Raw genomic sequence first — 18277 nt, forward strand, 5'->3', positions numbered from 1 at the left:
TTATAAAGTAAAAAAGTGTCTACAGAAATCAGGAAAAGTCACTGATTTGTTTTTTGCTGTCTGCCCATGAATTTTTTTCTGCGTGCCCATGGAGAAATTTTTGCTTGCCCAGGGAAAAATAAAAGTGGGTAGGGGGTATGGTATTTTCTCCTTGATGATGAGAATGCAATATGATATATTTTCTTTTTTTACATATTGTATGAAATGTATAAATAATTGGATGTGCGCTTGGGAGGTTTGCGCAAGGGATGATGGAAAATTTAGTGCAAAAAAAAAGCGATGACCTTCACAGGCTACCGCTCCAAATCTTCAATAGGTATTAGTTTCCTTTAAGGTAAAAAGATTGTTTTCAGGATAACGATGGCAAAGGTAATGCTTTTTATTTATTCCACCAAATATTTTTTTGCCTTTTTTCTCCACTTTTTGCCTTTTACTTGTATTTCACGAATATTTAACTTGTTTTAACTAAAAAATCAATGTTTCCTTAATCTATCTCATAATTTTGAATAATTTGTTTCTGTATTGTTTTCATAGTGTTAAAATTACAATCATGACGTTTTTCGTGTGAATAGTATGGAATATCATTAACAAGATTTGTATTTATAAAAAAAGGGTATGTCACAATCCATGACACACCCTTATTTTTATTGGATATAGTAATTGATACTATTTGTTGTTCTTGATCTTCTCGACGTATGCGTCAATTACAGCTACAGCTGTGATGTTGACGATATCCTGTACGCTGCTCTCAGAATCGGTGAAGTGGATAGGCTTGTTAAGACCCATCTGGATAGGACCGATAATTTCAGCCTCAGGACTCAATGCCTGCAAGAGCTTGTAAGCACCGTTGGCGCTGCTGAGGTTAGGGAATACCAATGTGTTGACGTCCTTACCCTTCAGGCGAGAGAATGGATATTTTTCATCGCGCAACTGCTTGTTGAGTGCATAGTTCACCTGCATCTCGCCATCAATTGCCAAATCAGGGAATTCCTTCTGCATTGCATCTACGGCATTCTTTACCTTGACAGGTGAACCCTGTGCATCGGTACCGAAGTTAGAATAGCTCAGCATTGCCATCACTGGTTCCTCATTGAAGAACTTCACTGTACCAGCAGACAATTTAGCGATATCCACGAGTACATCCTGGTCTGGGTGGCGGTTGATGAGGGTGTCAGCAATATAGAAGATGCCCTTCTGCGTATTGAGGATGTGCATGGTTCCGAAGGTGTTGTAGCCCTCACGGATGCCGATCACGTCCTTTGCCACCTTGATGGTGTTGGAATATTTAGTGTAAAGACCTGTGATGAAAGCATCAGCATCACCTTGCTCTACCATAGACATACCGAAGTAGTTGCGCTCGTACATCTTGTCGTAAGCCTCCTCGAATGTATAGCCTTCGCGTGCTCTCTTCTCTGCCAAGTGTTTAGCAAATGTAGCACGGCGACCTTGCTCGTTGTCAGCACGCATATCTACAATCTGGATGCCAGTCAAATCAAGTTTCAAGCGGGTAGCTACACGATTCAGACGGTCTGGATTACCCAAGAGGATTGGCTCGCAGATGCCTTCTGTCTTGGCCTGAACGGCTGCCTTCAACATAGTTGGGTTGCCACCTTCAGCAAATACCACGCGCTGTGGGTGCAGGCGGGCTGTATCATGGAGCTTGCGGGTCAACTTGGTCTCCTGACCGAGCAACTCGCGCAGGTGCTGCTTGTATGCCTCCCAGTCGGTGATAGGAGTGCGGGCAACACCGCTGTCCATAGCTGCCTTTGCGATAGCTGCACTCACCTCAGTAATCAGACGTGGGTCAACTGGTTTTGGAATGAAGTATTTAGGACCGAATGTAAGGTCGTTGACATGATAAACTTCATTGACTACATCAGGAACCGGCTGCTTGGCCAGGTCAGCGATAGCGTGTACAGCAGCCAACTTCATTTCTTCGTTGATGGCACGTGCGTGAACGTCGAGTGCACCGCGGAAGATATATGGGAAACCGATCACGTTGTTGATCTGGTTAGGATAGTCAGAACGACCTGTTGACATCAGGACGTCAGGGCGGCTTGCCATTGCGTCCTCGTAGCTGATTTCAGGCACAGGGTTGGCAAGTGCGAATACGATAGGGTTGTCGTTCATAGAGCGCAACATATCCTGAGAGAGTACGTTACCCTTGCTCAAGCCTACGAAAACATCAGCACCCTTGATAGCCTCTTCCAGAGTATGAACGTCGCGACGGTCTGTGGCAAAGATCTTCTTCTGTTCAGTGAGGTTTTCGCGGTCGCTTGTAATCACACCCTTGGAGTCGAGCATCAGGATATTTTCCACCTTAGCACCGAGAGCTACATAGAGCTTGGTGCAACTGATGGCAGCAGCACCGGCACCATTGACAACGATTTTCACCTTGGCGATGTCCTTACCTGCAACCTCAAGCGCATTTTTCAAACCTGCTGCAGAGATGATGGCAGTACCATGCTGGTCGTCATGCATCACAGGGATGTCGAGAGTCTTCTTCAGACGCTCTTCGATGTAGAAACACTGAGGAGCCTTGATATCCTCCAGGTTGATACCACCGAAAGATGGAGCAATGCGCTCTACAACTTCACAGAATTTTTCTGGGTCTTTTTCGTCAATCTCGATATCAAAGACATCGATTCCACCATAAATCTTGAAGAGTAATCCCTTACCTTCCATTACTGGCTTACCGCTCATGGCGCCGATATCGCCAAGACCGAGCACAGCAGTACCGTTGCTGATAACGGCTACAAGGTTACCCTTGTCTGTGTACTTGTAAACATCGTCTGGATTCTGCTGAATCTCAAGACATGGAAATGCTACACCAGGTGAATAAGCCAAACTCAAATCCGTCTGAGTATGGTATGGCTTAGTTGGCTTAACCTCGATTTTTCCAGGACGGCCATTTACGTGATAGGCAAGAGCCGCCTCCTTTGTAATCTTTACCATAATAATATGTTAGTTTAAAGTTTTAAATTCTTACGATTTTTATGCATTTTGTGCACATTTTGGTATTTTTGTGCAAAGGTAATAAAAAACCAGTTAAATTGCGTAGGTTTTTTGTTTTTTTTTGTATCTTTGCACAAAAAAACTTAGACAGAGCAAAAAAATGGTCGAAATTAATGAATATCGCAAGGAATTGAAAAGTAGAATCATCGACTATGCCATGGGTGAATTTTACAAGCGTGGTGTTAGGGCTGTGAAGATGGATGAAATCTCACAAGGGCTTCATGTGTCTAAGCGTACCGTATATGAAATATTCGGTGATAAAGAGGAACTGCTCCTTGCTGGCTTGAAAATCAAAAACCTGGAGATGAGGGAAAAGTTAGAGGCCTACTCCTGCAATGGGGCTCATAATGTAGTGGATATTATCGGCTATTTCTATAAGCTGCAGATGGAGGTGAATAGTATGGTGGGGGTTGCTTTTTATGAGGAAATTCACCGTATGCCTCGGGTGATCGAGTTTTTCAATCAGGAGCATGAACGCGAATTTGCGGATAGGGTAAAATTCCTGAAGGCGGGTGTAGAGGAAGGGCTCTTCCGTCAGGATATTGACTATAGCCTTACGATGGAACTTCTCAGTGCCTCCATGAGTGAAATTATGCATAACCAGCTCTACAAGAAGTATAGTATGCAGGAAATGTTCGACAATTATTTCTTGGTTATTATACGTGGATTCTGTACAGAGCGTGGCGTGGCATTATTGAATAAGGTTATCGAATAGTCAGTCTGTTCGGTAACCTTTGTTCATATATGTGTGTATCCCTATATATATAATAAGGTATAAAGTAATAACTCAGATAATTGAAGGTAAATCATGAAGATAGTTTTGATAGGGGCTGGTAATCTGGCCACCAACTTGGGGAAGGCGCTTTTGGCTGCCGGTCATGATATCGTGCAGGTGTTTAGTAGAACCGTGGAGTCGGCAACAGCCTTGGCTCAGATTGCTGGTGGAGCACCCGTAACGGATATAGAACAGGTGCGTGCGGATGCCGATTTGTATATTGTTTCCGTTAAAGACTCTGTTTTGGGTGAATTGCTGCCACGGCTTTGCAAGGGGAAGGAAACCAAGATCTTCCTGCATACTGCCGGTTCTATGGATATGAACGTCTTTGAAGGGATGGCAATCCATTATGGCGTATTTTATCCCATGCAGACTTTCTCTAAAAGCAAGGAAGTGAACTTTTCTGAGATTCCTTGTTTTATAGAGGCAAATGATGACTATGCTCATACAGTGATAGCTGATATGGCGCATGAGTTGAGTGGGAGAGTATATGAATTGTCGAGTGCTGACCGTAAGTACTTGCATCTTGCAGCTGTTTTTGCCTGCAATTTTGTCAACCACTGTTATGCTATCAGTGAGAAAATCCTGGCAGACCACGGTGTTCCGTTTGATGTGATGCTGCCGCTGATAGATGAGACAGCCAGGAAAGTACATGAACTTTCTCCAAGGGAGGCACAGACGGGGCCAGCTGTACGGTTTGACGAAAATGTGATTCGTATGCAGGCTGCCCTGTTGAAGGATCAGCCTCAGATCAAGGATATCTATGAGCGCCTGAGCTTAGGTATCCATCGTTTCAGTAAGAAATAGTAATCATCGTTTCAGTAAAAAATAGAAGTTTAAACAGATATGATAAATTATGATTTAAATAAGATCAAGGCCATAGTCTTTGATGTAGATGGTGTGCTTTCTTGCCAAACGATAACCCTTTCTCCTGCAGGTGAGCCTTTGCGTACGGTGAACATTAAGGATGGATATGCCATCCAGTTGGCGCAGAAATCAGATTTACGCATAGTGATACTCACGGGTGGAAAATCAGAGGCCATCCGTCTTCGTTATGCGGGATTGGGCGTAGAGGATATTTATATGGGTTGTGCCGTTAAAATCAAGACCTATCGTGAGTTTCTGGAGAAATATCAGTTGACGAACGAGGAAATCATCTACGTTGGTGATGATATTCCTGATTACGAGGTGATGAGAGAATGCGGATGTCCTTGTTGTCCTGCTGATGCATGTTCCGACATCAAGGAAATCTCTACTTATGTATCTTCCTGCAATGGTGGTGAAGGCTGTGGTAGAGATGTCGTGGAACAGGTGCTTCGTGCACAGGGAAAATGGTTGTCTGGAGCAAAGGCTTTCGGATGGTAATTCATCAATAAATCGAAACGTATGAAGAATTTTAGAATCATATTGGCAAGTAATTCGCCTCGACGCAAGGAACTTTTAGCTGGTCTCGACATTCCTTTCGAAGTGAAGGTCATTCAGGGTATAGACGAAAGTTTTCCGGAATCTCTACCTGCATACGATACAGCCCAGTATATAGCTGTGAAAAAAGCACAGGCATACCGCCCACTGCTTGATTCTGCCATCAGTCATCAGGATACTTCCATCAATCATCAGCAACCTTCGGATGGAAATCCTGAATTGTTGATACTTACTGCTGATACGGTAGTGATAGCACCAAGCAGTGAAGAACAGAATGACCAGGAAGGAAAGGGAATCATTCTGGGAAAACCGAAGGATGCTGCGGATGCGAGCAGAATGCTGGAAATGCTGAGCGGAAAGACCCATCATGTGGTGACGGGTGTCTGTATTACTTCTCTGGAAAAACAGCGACAATTCTCGGTCGTTACGGAGGTTACTTTCAAGAAGCTGTCAAAGGAGGAGATAGACTATTATGTAGGGCATTACAAACCGTTTGATAAGGCTGGAGCCTATGGCATTCAGGAATGGATAGGTTATATCGGTTGTACGAGTTTGAAGGGAAGCTACTTCAATGTCATGGGACTTCCTGTGCAAAGAATCTATGAGGAATTAAAGAAATTCTAAGAAGTAAGAATTTTGTTATAATTATGCATTTTGCATGTGGGGTTTCCTGTTTTTTTCTCTCGTGATAGGGAAAGATTCCTCATTTAGATTTTTTTAAAATAATAGTTTTCTCTATGTCATAAATTATGGCTATCTTTGTGCGTTTTATGTAACTTAGGTAGTAATATGACTAATAATGTGAAGTCAAAAGTCAGGGAAGTTTTAGATAATTATCTGGAGATGAATAAGCATCGCAAGACTCCGGAACGTTATGCTGTCCTTGATGCAGTTTATAGTTTAAAAGGGCATTTTACGCTCGAAGACCTTGGAGCACAGTTGGAAAAAATGCATTTCCCCGTAAGTAGGGCAACGCTTTACAATACGATGCATCTATTCATCGAACTCCGTCTGGTCGTGCGACATAGTTTGGTGGATGGTACCAAGTATGAAGCAAGTTTTAATAATGAAAACCATGTACATCAGGTGTGTACGGTTTGTGGTAAGGTAACGGAGGTACAGGCTCCACTGGTCGTGGATGCCATCAATGAGACCAAGCTGCAGAGATTCCGTCGTGATGCCTTCGCCCTCTATATCTATGGAGTGTGCAGTACGTGTCAGGGCAAGATGACCAGAAAACGTAACAATGGTAAAGTAGAAAAGTCAAAATAACTATTTATAAAATGAACACAGGTAAAGTAGATGTCCTGCTGGGTCTTCAGTGGGGCGATGAAGGTAAAGGTAAGGTGGTTGACGTGTTGACCCCTAAGTATGATGTGGTAGCTCGCTTTCAGGGTGGTCCTAATGCAGGACATACATTGGAGTTTGAGGGACAGAAATACGTTCTTCGCTCTATCCCTTCTGGTATTTTCCAGGGCGGTAAGGTGAACATTATTGGTAATGGTGTCGTTCTGGCTCCAGACCTCTTCATGCAGGAGGCTAAGGACTTGGAGAAGAGCGGTCATGACCTCAAAAGCCGTCTTCATATTTCTAAGAAGGCTCATCTCATCATGCCTACTCATCGTGTGCTCGATGCAGCCATCGAGGCTTCTAAGGGTAAAAACAAGGTTGGTACAACTGGTAAGGGTATTGGTCCTACTTATACTGACAAAGTAAGCCGTACTGGTCTGCGCGTGGGTGATATCCTTGAGAACTTCCAGGAGAAGTATGAGGCTCATAAGGCTTTGCACCTCAAGCAGATAGCATCTCTCGGTTATACTGATTTCGATATCACAGAGGTAGAGAAGACTTGGATGGAAGGTATCGAATACCTGAAGCAGTTCCCTATCGTTGACAGCGAGGTGGAGATCAATAAGGTGCTCCGTTCTGGCAAGGATATTCTTTGCGAGGGTGCTCAGGGTACTATGCTTGATGTAGATTTCGGTTCTTATCCTTTCGTAACTTCATCCAATACAATCTGTGCGGGTGCTTGTATCGGTTTGGGTATCGGTCCTAACCGCATCGGTAATGTATATGGTATCATGAAGGCTTACTGTACTCGTGTAGGTGCTGGTCCTTTCCCAACAGAGTTGTTTGATGAGACTGGTGCCAAGATTCGCGACCTCGGTCATGAGTATGGTGCTGTTACAGGCCGTGAGCGCCGTTGCGGTTGGTGCGACCTTGTACAGTTGAAGTATTCTGTGATGGTAAATGGTGTTACTGAGCTTATCATGATGAAGAGCGACGTGCTCGATGGTTTCGACACTATCAAGGCTTGTGTTGCATACAAGTTGAAGGATGGTTCTGTAACTACAGACTTCCCATACGAAATCGACGATGTAGAACCTGTATATAAGGAGTTCAAGGGTTGGAAGACCGATATGACTCAGTTTACTTCTGAGGATCAGTTCCCACAGGAATTCAAGGATTACATAGCTTTCCTCGAAGAGTTCCTCGAGACTCGCATCGGTATCATTTCTATTGGTCCAGACCGTGAACAAACTATCGTAAGAAAGTAATTTATAATATAGTGTTTAATGTTTTGTGTTTAATTTTACTTTGAGGGTAGATATTGCGCAGAACATTAAGCACTAAACATTTAATATAAAACAATAATAAATGGCTCAGAAACCAAGTATTCCAAAGGGTACTCGCGATTTCGGACCTATCGAGATGGCGAAACGCAATTACATCTTTAATACCATTAAGGATGTATATGCACTCTATGGATTCCAACAGATAGAAACACCTGCCATGGAAACCCTTCAGACGCTGATGGGTAAATATGGCGAGGAAGGTGATAAGTTGCTGTTCAAAATTCTGAATTCTGGCGACTATATGAATAAAATCAGTGATGAGGATATTCATTCTTTAGGATCATTGAAGTTGGCAGCAAAACTTTGTGAGAAAGGTTTGCGTTATGATTTGACCGTACCTTTCGCTCGTTATGTGGTTCAGCATCGTGATGAACTTCAGATGCCGTTCAAGCGTTATCAGATTCAGCCAGTTTGGCGTGCAGACCGTCCACAGAAGGGTCGCTACCGCGAGTTTTATCAGTGCGATGCGGATGTGGTAGGTTCTGATTCCTTGCTCAATGAGGTGGAGTTGATGCAAATTGTGGATACTGTTTTCACCAAGTTTGGTGTTCGTGTCTGCATCAAAATCAATAACCGCAAGATCCTGACTGGTATCGCTGAGGTAATCGGTGAGGCTGAGAATATTGTGGATATTACCGTGGCTATCGATAAGCTTGATAAGATTGGACTTGACAATGTGAATGACGAACTTCGTGCTGATGGTATCTCTGAGGAAGCTATCGAGAAGTTGCAGCCAATTATCTCATTATCAGGTTCTAACGATGAGAAGCTTGAAGTAATTGCTAAGGTATTAGAAACTTCAGAAATCGGTTTGAAGGGTGTAGAGGAAACTAAATTTATCCTTGATACGCTGAAGACTGTAGGGTTGAAGAATGAGATTGAACTGGATCTTACTTTGGCTCGTGGCTTGAACTACTATACCGGTGCTATCTTCGAAGTGAAGGCACTTGATACTCCTATGGGTAGTATTACCGGTGGTGGCCGATATGACAACCTTACTGGTATCTTCGGTCTTCCTGGATTGAGCGGTGTGGGTATTTCTTTCGGTGCAGACCGTATCTATGATGTACTTAATGCCCTCGACCTTTATCCAAAGGAGGCTGTGAATGCCACACAGGTCCTCTTCATCAACTTCGGTGAGAAGGAAACTGCATATTGTCTGCCTATCGCCCGTCAGGCTCGCGAGGCAGGTATCCGTGCAGAAATCTTCCCTGACAAGGCTAAGATGAAGAAGCAGATGAGTTACGCCAATGCCAAGAATATTCCTTTTGTGGTTCTTGCTGGTGAGAATGAGATTGAACAGGGTAAGGTTACTTTGAAGAATATGGAGAGTGGTGAGCAGCAGTTGGTTTCTGCTGATGAACTTATCGCTGTCATCAAGAAGTAATTTACTTAGGCGTCATCAAGAAATGTTTTTCTTGGTTTATAGCCAATATGAAATAAAGGCAGGGAGCATCAGTTTGGATGGTCTTCCTGCCTTTTTTAAAAATAATAACTGAAAATTCAAAACTTAAAAACGAATCGTTATGATGAAAAAGATTTTATCCTGGTTTGCCTGCCTGTTTCTGGTGCTCGCTCTGACATCTGGAAGTAAGGTAACGACTGTCTTTGTGATAGGTGATTCTACTGCTGCTGAGAAAGGTAATGCCAAGAATAATCCAGAAAGAGGATGGGGTATGGTACTGCAAGGTTGTTTTGATGATAAAATCATCGTTGATAACCATGCTGTGAATGGTAGAAGTTCTAAGAGTTTTATCAATGAAGGTAGATGGCAGAAAGTATTGGATCAACTGAAACCGGGGGATTATGTGTTTATTCAGTTTGGTCACAATGATGAAAAGCCTCATGCCGACCGTCATACTGATCCTGGCTCTACCTTTGATGCCAATCTGGAGCGTTTTGTCAAGGAAACACGTGCCAAAGGTGGTATCCCGGTTTTGTTTAATTCGGTAGTGCGCAGATGTTTCTATCAGGCACCAGTGGAGAATGATGATGACGAGAAATTGAGAAAGACTACTTTTGCGGGTGAAGAGAAGATAAATAGTGATACACTCATTGATACTCACGGAGCTTATGTCGTAGCTCCTTGTAATGTGGCGCATCGTCTGAATGTTCCTTTTGTGGATGCCACAAAGATTACTCATGATATTGAGACAGAGTTAGGCATAGAGGGAAGCCGTAAGTTGCATATGTGGTTCCGTCCGGGTGAATGTTCTCAGATTCCTAAAGGTCGTCAGGATAATACCCATTATAATGTATATGGAGCTCGTCTGGTAGCCAATGCCTTGGCTGATGAGATTGGTAAGCAGGTACCTGAACTCAAGAAGCATGTTCGCCATTATGACTATGTGGTTTCAACCCGTGGACGTGGCAATTACTTTACACTCCAGGATGCTGTGGATGCTGTTCCTGCAGGTAAGCGTGTTAAGGTTCTTGTACTCGATGGTTCCTGGAAGAAGCCTGAAAACATGAAGGGGAAGAAAATCAAGTTCATCCTTCAGTTTGGAGCCAAGATTACTGATTAATCTCAAAAGGGTGTGTCATGGACTTTGTGACACACCCTCTTGTATTCTATCTAATCTTGAACAATTTCAATCTTCAGAATAGTTTCTGTCGTATGCTTGATTCTGAAGTCATCTGAAGTGCGTTCACCCACTACCCATAGAATATTTCCAGCAGAATCTGCCAAAATGAGTTGCGACTGTTTTTCAAATAGATTTCTTTTTCTATCTGTTAAATAGTCGCTAACTAATTTTCTGCCTTTCATTCCGAAAGGTATGAATGCGTCTCCCTGTTGGGTGCGTCGGAGCATGAGCGGAAATTTGATATTTCTGGCTTCCAGTGTAATCAGATGCTTCTCTTTGCTTGGTTGGAAGTCTTCTGTTACTGTTTCTTTGGAAATCCTTATTTTTCCTATTGCAGTCACATAGCAGCCTGGTTCTGGTATCAGAATTCTTCTGAAATCATCCTCCTTATTTTCTTTTATCAGAATTTGTTCTCTATCTATAAGTATCTGATGGGTAGGTGTTTGCCACGTTTTTCCTGTAGAATTGATAGAGAGGAGTATCTCCTGAATCATCTTGCCGGAGGCTCCGTATGGAGAAAGGGTATGAAACAGGGCATACTCAGTGCTTGCCTGGTTTAATAGCCATGATTTGCTGATGCGGATAACTGGCTGTGGCATACAGAAAGAGGCTGGTATTTCCTGGTATATCTGCTCCTTTTCTTTCTCCAGGGCTGCCGTGAGCATCTTCGAAGCTTCAGTCAGATATCGGGCGGTAGCTGCTATGTTGTGGCAAACTGCCGGGTTGATTTCTTTGAGCATCGGGATGATATTCAGCCGTATCTTGTTTCTTACGACGTCATCTACCAGATTGGAACTGTCTGTTACAAAATTCTGCTGGCGTTCCGTCAGATAATCGAGGATGTCCTGTCGGGTGATACAAAGGAATGGACGGATGATGTATCCGTTGACAGGAGAAATGCCTGTAAGCCCTTTCAGTCCTGTACCTCTTACCAAATTGATAAGAATTGTCTCAACATTGTCGTCCTGATGATGGGCTACGCAGATACCGGCAGCGTCCACATCCTTGCGAAGCTGATCGAAAAAGCGGTAACGCAAGTTGCGTGCCGCTAATTCGATGCTTTCATTATGGAGTTTGGCGTAAGTCCTGGTATCGAAGTGGATGCGATGCAATTCTATGTTGAGTTGCTGGCAGAGGGTAACACAAAATCGCTCATCTCTGTCAGACTCTTCTCCTCTTAGATGGAAATTACAATGACATGCCTCTACGGTATAACCCAATTCATGAAGTACCAGCAGCAAAGCAACACTGTCTGCTCCTCCAGAAAGGGCAACCAGATATTTTTTGTCTTTTTCCAGAAGATGCTGTTGGATGATGTTTTGCTGTATGGTTTGTACGAACTTCATGTTGTTATCTTATTTTAATGCTCAATGTTAATCATTATTTTGATGCCCAACGTTAAGCAGTTTAAAAGTGCTGAATATTAATCGTTGGAAGTCTGTGCTTTCAGGAAAGCTTCGGCTTTTTCCAAGTCTTGTGGAGTATCAATTCCTACTGTTTCTACGTCAGTCTTACCCACTTTGATCTTATATCCATTCTGCAGCCATCTGAGTTGCTCCAGACTTTCTGCAATTTCAAGAGAACTCTGTGGCAACTGGGTGATTTTTCGCAGTACATCCTTTCTGTAAGCATAGATGCCGAGGTGCTTGAGGAAAGGATAGTTGTCGAGCCATTCTTCCTGTTCTTTTCCTCTTACAAAAGGTATGATGCTTCTGGAGAAATACATGGCAAAACCAAAGTTGTCAACTACAATCTTTGGACTGTTTGGGTTGGCTACAGCATCCATGCTTGTAAAGGGTTTGCCAAGGGTTGCTATCTGGGTAGCCTCATCATCGAAGCAGTGGCAGATGGTATTGAGCTGACTTTTAGCAACAAATGGTTCGTCACCCTGTACGTTGACGATGACATCCCAGTCGCCGCCAATTTTCTCAATAGCTTCCTCAATGCGGTCGGTGCCGCTCTTGTGGTCAGAACGTGTCATGACCGCCTTGCCGCCAAAAGCTACTACGGCATCATAGATGCGGGTGTCGTCGGTTGCTACATAAGCTTCCTCCAAAGCAGCGGAAACTTTTTCATAAACATGCTGTATGACAGGCTTGTCGCCCAACATAGCCAGCGGCTTGCCTGGAAATCTTGTTGAGGCGAAGCGCGCAGGAATAATTCCGATAAACTTCATATTTACTATGTATTTTGTTCAAATATTCTATTTTAGAAGAACATTCTTTTTTATTCAAACATTCTTGGTTCTTTATTGATTTCTTTGAGGAAGATTTCCCCATACTTTTTCTTCTTGAATTCACCGATGCCATGCACTAAACCAAACTGTTCGATGGTTCTTGGTTTCATGGCTGCCAATTCATGCAAAGACTGGTCTGACAGAATGATGTAAGGTGGGTAGCCCTGTTCTGTAGCCAGTTTGAGTCGGAGTTTTCTCAGTCTTTCGAAAAGGTCCTGATTCTCTGTTCTGGTATGTGATACGCGTACCAGTCTTGGATGTACCACTGGGGTCTTGCCTTTATCGCTTTGCTGTATGACAGCCAATTGTACAGGGTGTTCTCCCTTGAGTACCTGCCAGCCGAGGCTGGTTACTTTCATAACATTGTGCTCATTGTAGGCAATTTCGAAAAATCCCATCTGCATCATCTGCAACATATAGTTTTGCCAGTCTTTCACGCTGACGTCACTTCCCACGCCAAAGGTCTTGAGCTCATTGTAATGGTTCCTGACCACTGTGGGTGATTTGATTCCTCTAAGTACCTCAATACATTGTCCGATGTGAATCTTTTCGTTGGTCCTGACGATGGCGCTCAGCGCTTTTTGTGTGACAATCGTACCATCAAATGTTCTTGGCGGATGGGCGCATACATCGCAGTGCCCGCAGTCTTCTGCCGAGGTTTCGCCAAAGTAATTGAGCAGGATTCTTCTGCGGCAGACTCTGGCTTCAGCATATTCCTGCATACGTTGCAGTTTCTCTGCATTGATTGCCTTTTGCCCACTTGCTTCAGCAAAACTCTTTCTCTGTATGACATCAGCGAGCGAGTAGAATAGGATGGTGTCTGCAGGTGCACCGTCGCGTCCAGCTCGTCCTATTTCCTGATAGAAACTCTCGATGCTCTGTGGCAGATTATAGTGGATGACCCATCTTACGTTTCCCTTGTCGATGCCCATACCGAAAGCAATGGTGGCACATACCACCTGAATCTGGTCCATCTTGAACCGTTCCTGGATGGAAGCCCGTTCTTCTGTAGGAAGTCCGGCATGATAGGCGGCAGCATTGATGCCCTTCTTTTTGAGTTCTTCTGCCACAACCTCTGTATTCTTTCTCGAAAGACAATAGATGATACCTGCATCGCCCGGATGGGAACCGATATAGCGCAGGATGAATTTGATCTTTTCAGCCTTGGTTCCTTCACGGCGTACAGCCAGACTTAAGTTGGGGCGGTCGAAGCTGCTGACGAATGTCTTGCCATTGAGGTGTAGCTGCTTGACGATGTCCTCACGGGTGATTTTATCAGCAGTGGCGGTCAGAGCCATGACCGGTACTCCTTGGAATCTTTCGTGAAGAAGTCCCAATTGTGAATATTCCGGTCTGAAGTCATGTCCCCATTGGCTGATGCAGTGAGCCTCATCTACGGCAAATAATGAGATTTTGATATTGCTGAAGAGATATGGTATTTCGCTCAGCAATTTCTCTGGAGAAACGTATATGATTTTCAGGTCACCAGCCTCACATCTTCTTCTGATGATGGTTTCCTCTATCGTATCCGTACTACTGTTGAGTGCTTCTGCCGGAATACCATTGGCTTTGAGCGCTTCCACCTGATCGTGCATCAGACTGATGAGTGGTGATATAACCACAGCGGTACCAGGCAAGGCTAAGGCGGGTATCTGATAGCAGAGACTTTTACCGCCTCCTGTAGGCATCAGTACGAGACAATCCTTGCCCTGCATGATTTCCCGGATGATAGCTTCCTGATTAGAACGGAAGGAATCGTATCCAAAATAATTTTTCAGTATATCTATTATTTGCATTTCGCATGAATTTCCGGCAAAGGTACATATTTTTTATTAGAAAACAGACTTTTTATTTGATTATTTCAAAGAAAGTTGTTACTTTTGCATCATAATAAATTAATTAACAGAATGATGAGCAATTCTAACGAACATTTTCAGTTCACAGACGAGCGTTTTGCCGACTTGCAAATGTTGCGCTATCGCTTGAATGGTTTTGAGGATTTGACGCTTTCTCAGCAAATATATATTTATTGCTTAGCAAAGGCTACTTTGATGGGGCGTGATATAACCTTCGACCAGCAGGGAAAGTACAATCTTCGTATCCGTAAGACTTTGGAGACTATCTATAAGCATTACGATGGAGATAGAACTTCTGATGACTTCAAGGCTCTCGAGGTTTACCTCAAGAGAGTTTGGTTCTCCAGCGGCATCTGCCACCATTATGGTTGTGAAAAATTCAAACCTGGTTTTTCCGAACATTTCTTCTATGAGGCTGTTTCTATGATGCCTGAGACAGAACTGCCTTTGAAAAGAGGTGAAACCAAGGAGGATTTGCTGGATGAATTGGTGCCCGTTATTTTTGATGAGGAAATTCTTCCGAAGCGTGTGAATCAGACTGATGGTGTTGATTTGGTAGCCACTTCTGCCTGCAATTTCTATGAAGGCGTTACCCAGAATGAGGTGGAAAGATATTATGCCAGACTGAAGGATGGCGAAGACCTGACACCGCCTTCCTATGGACTCAATTCCAAACTGATGAAGCGGAATGGAGAAATCGTAGAAATGACCTGGAAAGAAGAAGGTATGTATGGTACTGCCATTAAGGAGATTACTTCCTGGCTCTTGAAAGCTCAGAAATATGCAGAAAATGAGCAGCAGGCTCATGTCATCGATCTTCTGATCAAGTATTATCGCACTGGAGATCTTTCTGATTTCGACCGATATAGCATTGCGTGGGTCAAGCAGCAGGAGGGTATGGTTGATTTCATCAATGGTTTTATTGAGGTCTATGGTGATCCTCTTGGACTGAAAGGAACCTGGGAAGGGCTTGTTGAATTTAAAGATATGAAAGCAACCCGACGTACTCAGGCTATCAGCCAGAATGCGCAGTGGTTTGAGGACCATTCTCCGGTGGCTCCTCAGTTTAAGAAGGCTGAGGTTAAAGGTGTAACGGCTCATGTCATCTGTGCTGCTATGTTGGGTGGTGATGAATATCCTGCTTCTGCCATCGGCATCAATCTCCCGAATGCTAACTGGATTCGCGAGACTCATGGAAGCAAGAGTGTGACGATTGGAAATCTGACAGAAGCATACAATAAGGCTGCGCATGGTAATGGATTCCTGGATGAATTTGCTATTGATCAGGAAACTCTTGATCTCATCAACCGATATGGTGATGTGACGGATGATCTGCATACCGACCTGCATGAATGTCTGGGACATGGCAGTGGTCAGTTGCTTCCTGGTGTTGACCCAGATGCTCTCAAGGCTTATGGCAATACTATCGAGGAGGCTCGTGCTGATTTGTTCGGCTTGTATTATGTGGCAGATCACAAACTGGTAGAGTTGGGATTGACTCCTGATGATGAGGCTTATAAGGCTCAATATTATTCTTATTTGATGAATGGACTGTTGACACAGGCGATACGTATCAAGGAGGGTGATAAGATAGAGGAAGCTCACATGCGCAACCGTGCGTTGATAGCCAATTGGGTCTTAGAACACTATTCTCAGGCGGTACAACTGGTGAAGAAAGATGGCAAGACTTACGTTCAGATCACTGATTATCCTGCTCTCCGTCATGCTTTTGCAGACTTGTTGGCTGAAATCCAGCGTATCAAGAGTGAGGGTGATTTTGATACGGCCCGTATTCTGGTAGAGAAGTATGCTGTTAATCTCAATCCAGAGTTGCATCATGAAATCTTGGAACGATACAAGAAACTTAACCTTGCTCCTTATAAAGGATTTATTAACCCATGGATGAAACTGGAGTTTGATGAAGAGGGTAATGTGACAAAGGTTCTTCTTGATTATACGGAATCCTATGAACATCAGATGCTCAGATATTCTGATGAATATGGTACGCTATAACAAATAGCATTAAAATAGTAATGAAAATGATAGATAATAAAGATGAACAGTTTCCGGTAGTAGATGAGATGGGAAATATTTTGGGTGCCATCAGTCGTGGTCATGCTCATGATGGCTGTAAAATATTGCATCCCGTGGTACATCTACACCTTTTTAATAATAAAGGCGATCTATTTCTCCAGCATCGCCCGGCTTGGAAGGATATTCAACCGGACAAGTGGGATACGGCTTGCGGTGGACATGTAGATTTGGGCGAGAGTGTAAATCAGGCTCTGCACCGTGAGGTGAAGGAAGAACTTGGAATAACCGACTTTGAACCGATATCCATGGGACATTATGTCTTTGAGAGTAAGCGTGAGAAGGAATTGGTCTATGTGCATCGCTGTGTGTATGATGGTGAAGTGAAGCCAAGTCAGGATGAACTGGATGGAGGCAAATTCTGGACAAAGGAGGAAATACTCGAAAATATGGGTAAAGAAGTGTTCACTCCTAATTTTGAGAATGAATACAAGAAGTATTTCATGTAATCGGGTGTATGATATAATCCATAGAGATTTTCCGGTATTATCCGAATTCGGTTTTATCGTCTATAAATATAAAATAAAGAAGAAATCCGGCAAAAGTCAGGTGAACACCTACTTTTGCCGGATTTCTTGAATCAGTATCAGTATCTATTTACTTCGCAGATTCGAATTCACGCAAGAAACGTGTATCATTCTCTGAGAAGAGGCGGAGGTCGCTTACACGATACTTCAAGTTGGTAATACGCTCTACACCCATACCAAATGCATAACCAGTGTAAACATTAGAATCGATGCCACAAGCCTCAAGATCATGAGGGTCAACCATACCGCAACCGAGAATCTCTACCCAACCGGTATGCTTACAGAAGTTACATCCTTTACCACCACAGATGTTACAAGAGATATCCATCTCTGCACTTGGCTCAGTGAATGGGAAATAGCTTGGACGCAGACGAATCTTGGTGTCAGCACCAAACATCTCGCGAGCAAATGTAAGGAGAACCTGCTTCAAGTCGGTAAAGCTGACATTCTTGTCAACATACAGACCTTCTACCTGATGGAAGAAACAGTGTGCACGTGCGCTGATAGCTTCATTACGATATACACGACCTGGGCAAAGTACACGGATAGGTGGTTCGTGAGTCTCCATATAGTGAGCCTCATCACCAGACGTATGGCTGCGCAGGAGAATATTCTTAGTCACATCGTTAGGGTCGCTCTGCTCAATGAAGAAAGTATCCTGCATATCGCGGGCTGGATGATCGGCGGCAAAGTTGAGCATGGTGAAAACATGCTTGTCATCGTCAACCTCTGGGCCATGATAGAGAGTAAAGCCCATGCGAGAGAAAATGTCGATAATCTGATTCTTGACAACTGTCAATGGATGACGGGTACCGAGAGCTACTGGGTAGGCGGTACGTGTCAAGTCAATATCATCGCTGGATGCATCAGCCTCTTCCATTTGCTCCTTGAGTGCGTTGATGCGTTCTGTAACAGCTTGCTTCAACTCATTGATCTTTACACCAATTGTTTTCTTCTGGTCGGCAGGTACTGTGCGGAAGTCGGCCATAAGGGCATTAATCGAGCCCTTCTTGCTCAAATACTTGAGTCTGAGCTGTTCTACTTCTTCTGCATTTTGAGCAGAAAGAGTGCTCACTTCCTTCAAGAGTTCTTCTATTTTTTCTAATAACATAATCTTAATTTATATATTTTGAG

The 18277-nt window shown here is 43.6% G+C and carries 15 protein-coding genes; 10 read left to right on the forward strand and 5 right to left on the reverse strand.

The features are described 5' to 3' along the window. Positions 1-666 precede the first annotated feature (666 nt). Positions 667-2955: an NADP-dependent malic enzyme gene (locus tag DW917_RS09565; RefSeq protein WP_118118174.1), complete on the reverse strand. Its 2289-nt coding sequence runs from the start codon at positions 2953-2955 to the stop codon at positions 667-669. A gap of 160 nt (positions 2956-3115) precedes the next feature. On the opposite strand from DW917_RS09565, the gene DW917_RS09570 reads away from it, so the two are divergent. From DW917_RS09570 to DW917_RS09605, 8 genes are all read left to right on the forward strand, one after another. After that, positions 3116-3730 carry a TetR/AcrR family transcriptional regulator gene (locus DW917_RS09570; protein ID WP_118118176.1) on the forward strand — a complete coding sequence of 205 codons (615 nt, stop codon included), beginning with the start codon at positions 3116-3118 and terminating at the stop codon, positions 3728-3730. A 93-nt stretch (positions 3731-3823) separates the two neighbouring features. Then, positions 3824-4597: a Rossmann-like and DUF2520 domain-containing protein gene (locus DW917_RS09575; protein ID WP_118118178.1), complete on the forward strand. Its 774-nt coding sequence runs from the start codon at positions 3824-3826 to the stop codon at positions 4595-4597. 39 nt (positions 4598-4636) lie between these two features. Then, positions 4637-5155 carry an HAD family hydrolase gene (locus DW917_RS09580; protein ID WP_118118180.1) on the forward strand — a complete coding sequence of 173 codons (519 nt, stop codon included), beginning with the start codon at positions 4637-4639 and terminating at the stop codon, positions 5153-5155. A gap of 21 nt (positions 5156-5176) precedes the next feature. Next, on the forward strand, positions 5177-5836 hold the full coding sequence (locus DW917_RS09585) for a Maf-like protein (RefSeq protein ID WP_118118182.1): 660 nt from the start codon (positions 5177-5179) through the stop codon (positions 5834-5836). 165 nt (positions 5837-6001) lie between these two features. Continuing rightward, positions 6002-6484 (forward strand): Fur family transcriptional regulator, encoded by a 483-nt coding sequence (locus DW917_RS09590; protein WP_118118184.1) that lies wholly within the window; start codon positions 6002-6004, stop codon positions 6482-6484. An 11-nt stretch (positions 6485-6495) separates the two neighbouring features. Then, positions 6496-7770 carry an adenylosuccinate synthase gene (locus DW917_RS09595; RefSeq protein ID WP_118118186.1) on the forward strand — a complete coding sequence of 425 codons (1275 nt, stop codon included), beginning with the start codon at positions 6496-6498 and terminating at the stop codon, positions 7768-7770. Between the two features lie 100 nt (positions 7771-7870). Next, complete coding sequence (gene hisS, locus DW917_RS09600; protein WP_118118188.1) at positions 7871-9235, forward strand: histidine--tRNA ligase; 1365 nt, start codon at positions 7871-7873, stop codon at positions 9233-9235. A gap of 142 nt (positions 9236-9377) precedes the next feature. Then, positions 9378-10373 carry a rhamnogalacturonan acetylesterase gene (locus DW917_RS09605; RefSeq protein ID WP_187349067.1) on the forward strand — a complete coding sequence of 332 codons (996 nt, stop codon included), beginning with the start codon at positions 9378-9380 and terminating at the stop codon, positions 10371-10373. Between the two features lie 50 nt (positions 10374-10423). Here DW917_RS09605 and tilS read toward each other — a convergent pair whose 3' ends face one another. The 3 genes from tilS to recQ all read right to left on the reverse strand — a co-directional run bounded on the left by tilS (position 10424) and on the right by recQ (position 14465). Further along, positions 10424-11779, reverse strand: a complete 1356-nt coding sequence (tilS, locus tag DW917_RS09610) for a tRNA lysidine(34) synthetase TilS (RefSeq protein WP_118118192.1) — start codon at positions 11777-11779, stop codon at positions 10424-10426. A 77-nt stretch (positions 11780-11856) separates the two neighbouring features. Further along, a complete protein-coding gene (gene kdsB, locus DW917_RS09615; protein ID WP_118118194.1) occupies positions 11857-12609 on the reverse strand; it encodes a 3-deoxy-manno-octulosonate cytidylyltransferase in 753 nt (250 codons plus the stop codon). Between the two features lie 50 nt (positions 12610-12659). After that, a complete protein-coding gene (gene recQ / locus DW917_RS09620; protein WP_118118196.1) occupies positions 12660-14465 on the reverse strand; it encodes a DNA helicase RecQ in 1806 nt (601 codons plus the stop codon). A 114-nt stretch (positions 14466-14579) separates the two neighbouring features. Here recQ and DW917_RS09625 point away from each other — a divergent pair, with 114 nt between their 5' ends. Both DW917_RS09625 and DW917_RS09630 read left to right on the forward strand, forming a co-directional pair. Continuing rightward, complete coding sequence (locus DW917_RS09625) at positions 14580-16538, forward strand: dihydrofolate reductase (protein ID WP_370453527.1); 1959 nt, start codon at positions 14580-14582, stop codon at positions 16536-16538. Positions 16539-16564: 26 nt separating this feature from the next. Next, positions 16565-17065 (forward strand): NUDIX domain-containing protein, encoded by a 501-nt coding sequence (locus DW917_RS09630; RefSeq protein ID WP_118118198.1) that lies wholly within the window; start codon positions 16565-16567, stop codon positions 17063-17065. 148 nt (positions 17066-17213) lie between these two features. Here the strand turns inward: DW917_RS09630 and pheS are convergent, their stop codons facing one another. Then, positions 17214-18254, reverse strand: a complete 1041-nt coding sequence (pheS, locus tag DW917_RS09635) for a phenylalanine--tRNA ligase subunit alpha (RefSeq protein ID WP_022111572.1) — start codon at positions 18252-18254, stop codon at positions 17214-17216. Between the last annotated feature and the right edge of the window lie 23 nt (positions 18255-18277).

Origin of the sequence: Prevotella sp. AM42-24 (assembly GCF_003461825.1) — a bacterium.
Lineage (GTDB): Bacteria > Bacteroidota > Bacteroidia > Bacteroidales > Bacteroidaceae > Prevotella > Prevotella hominis.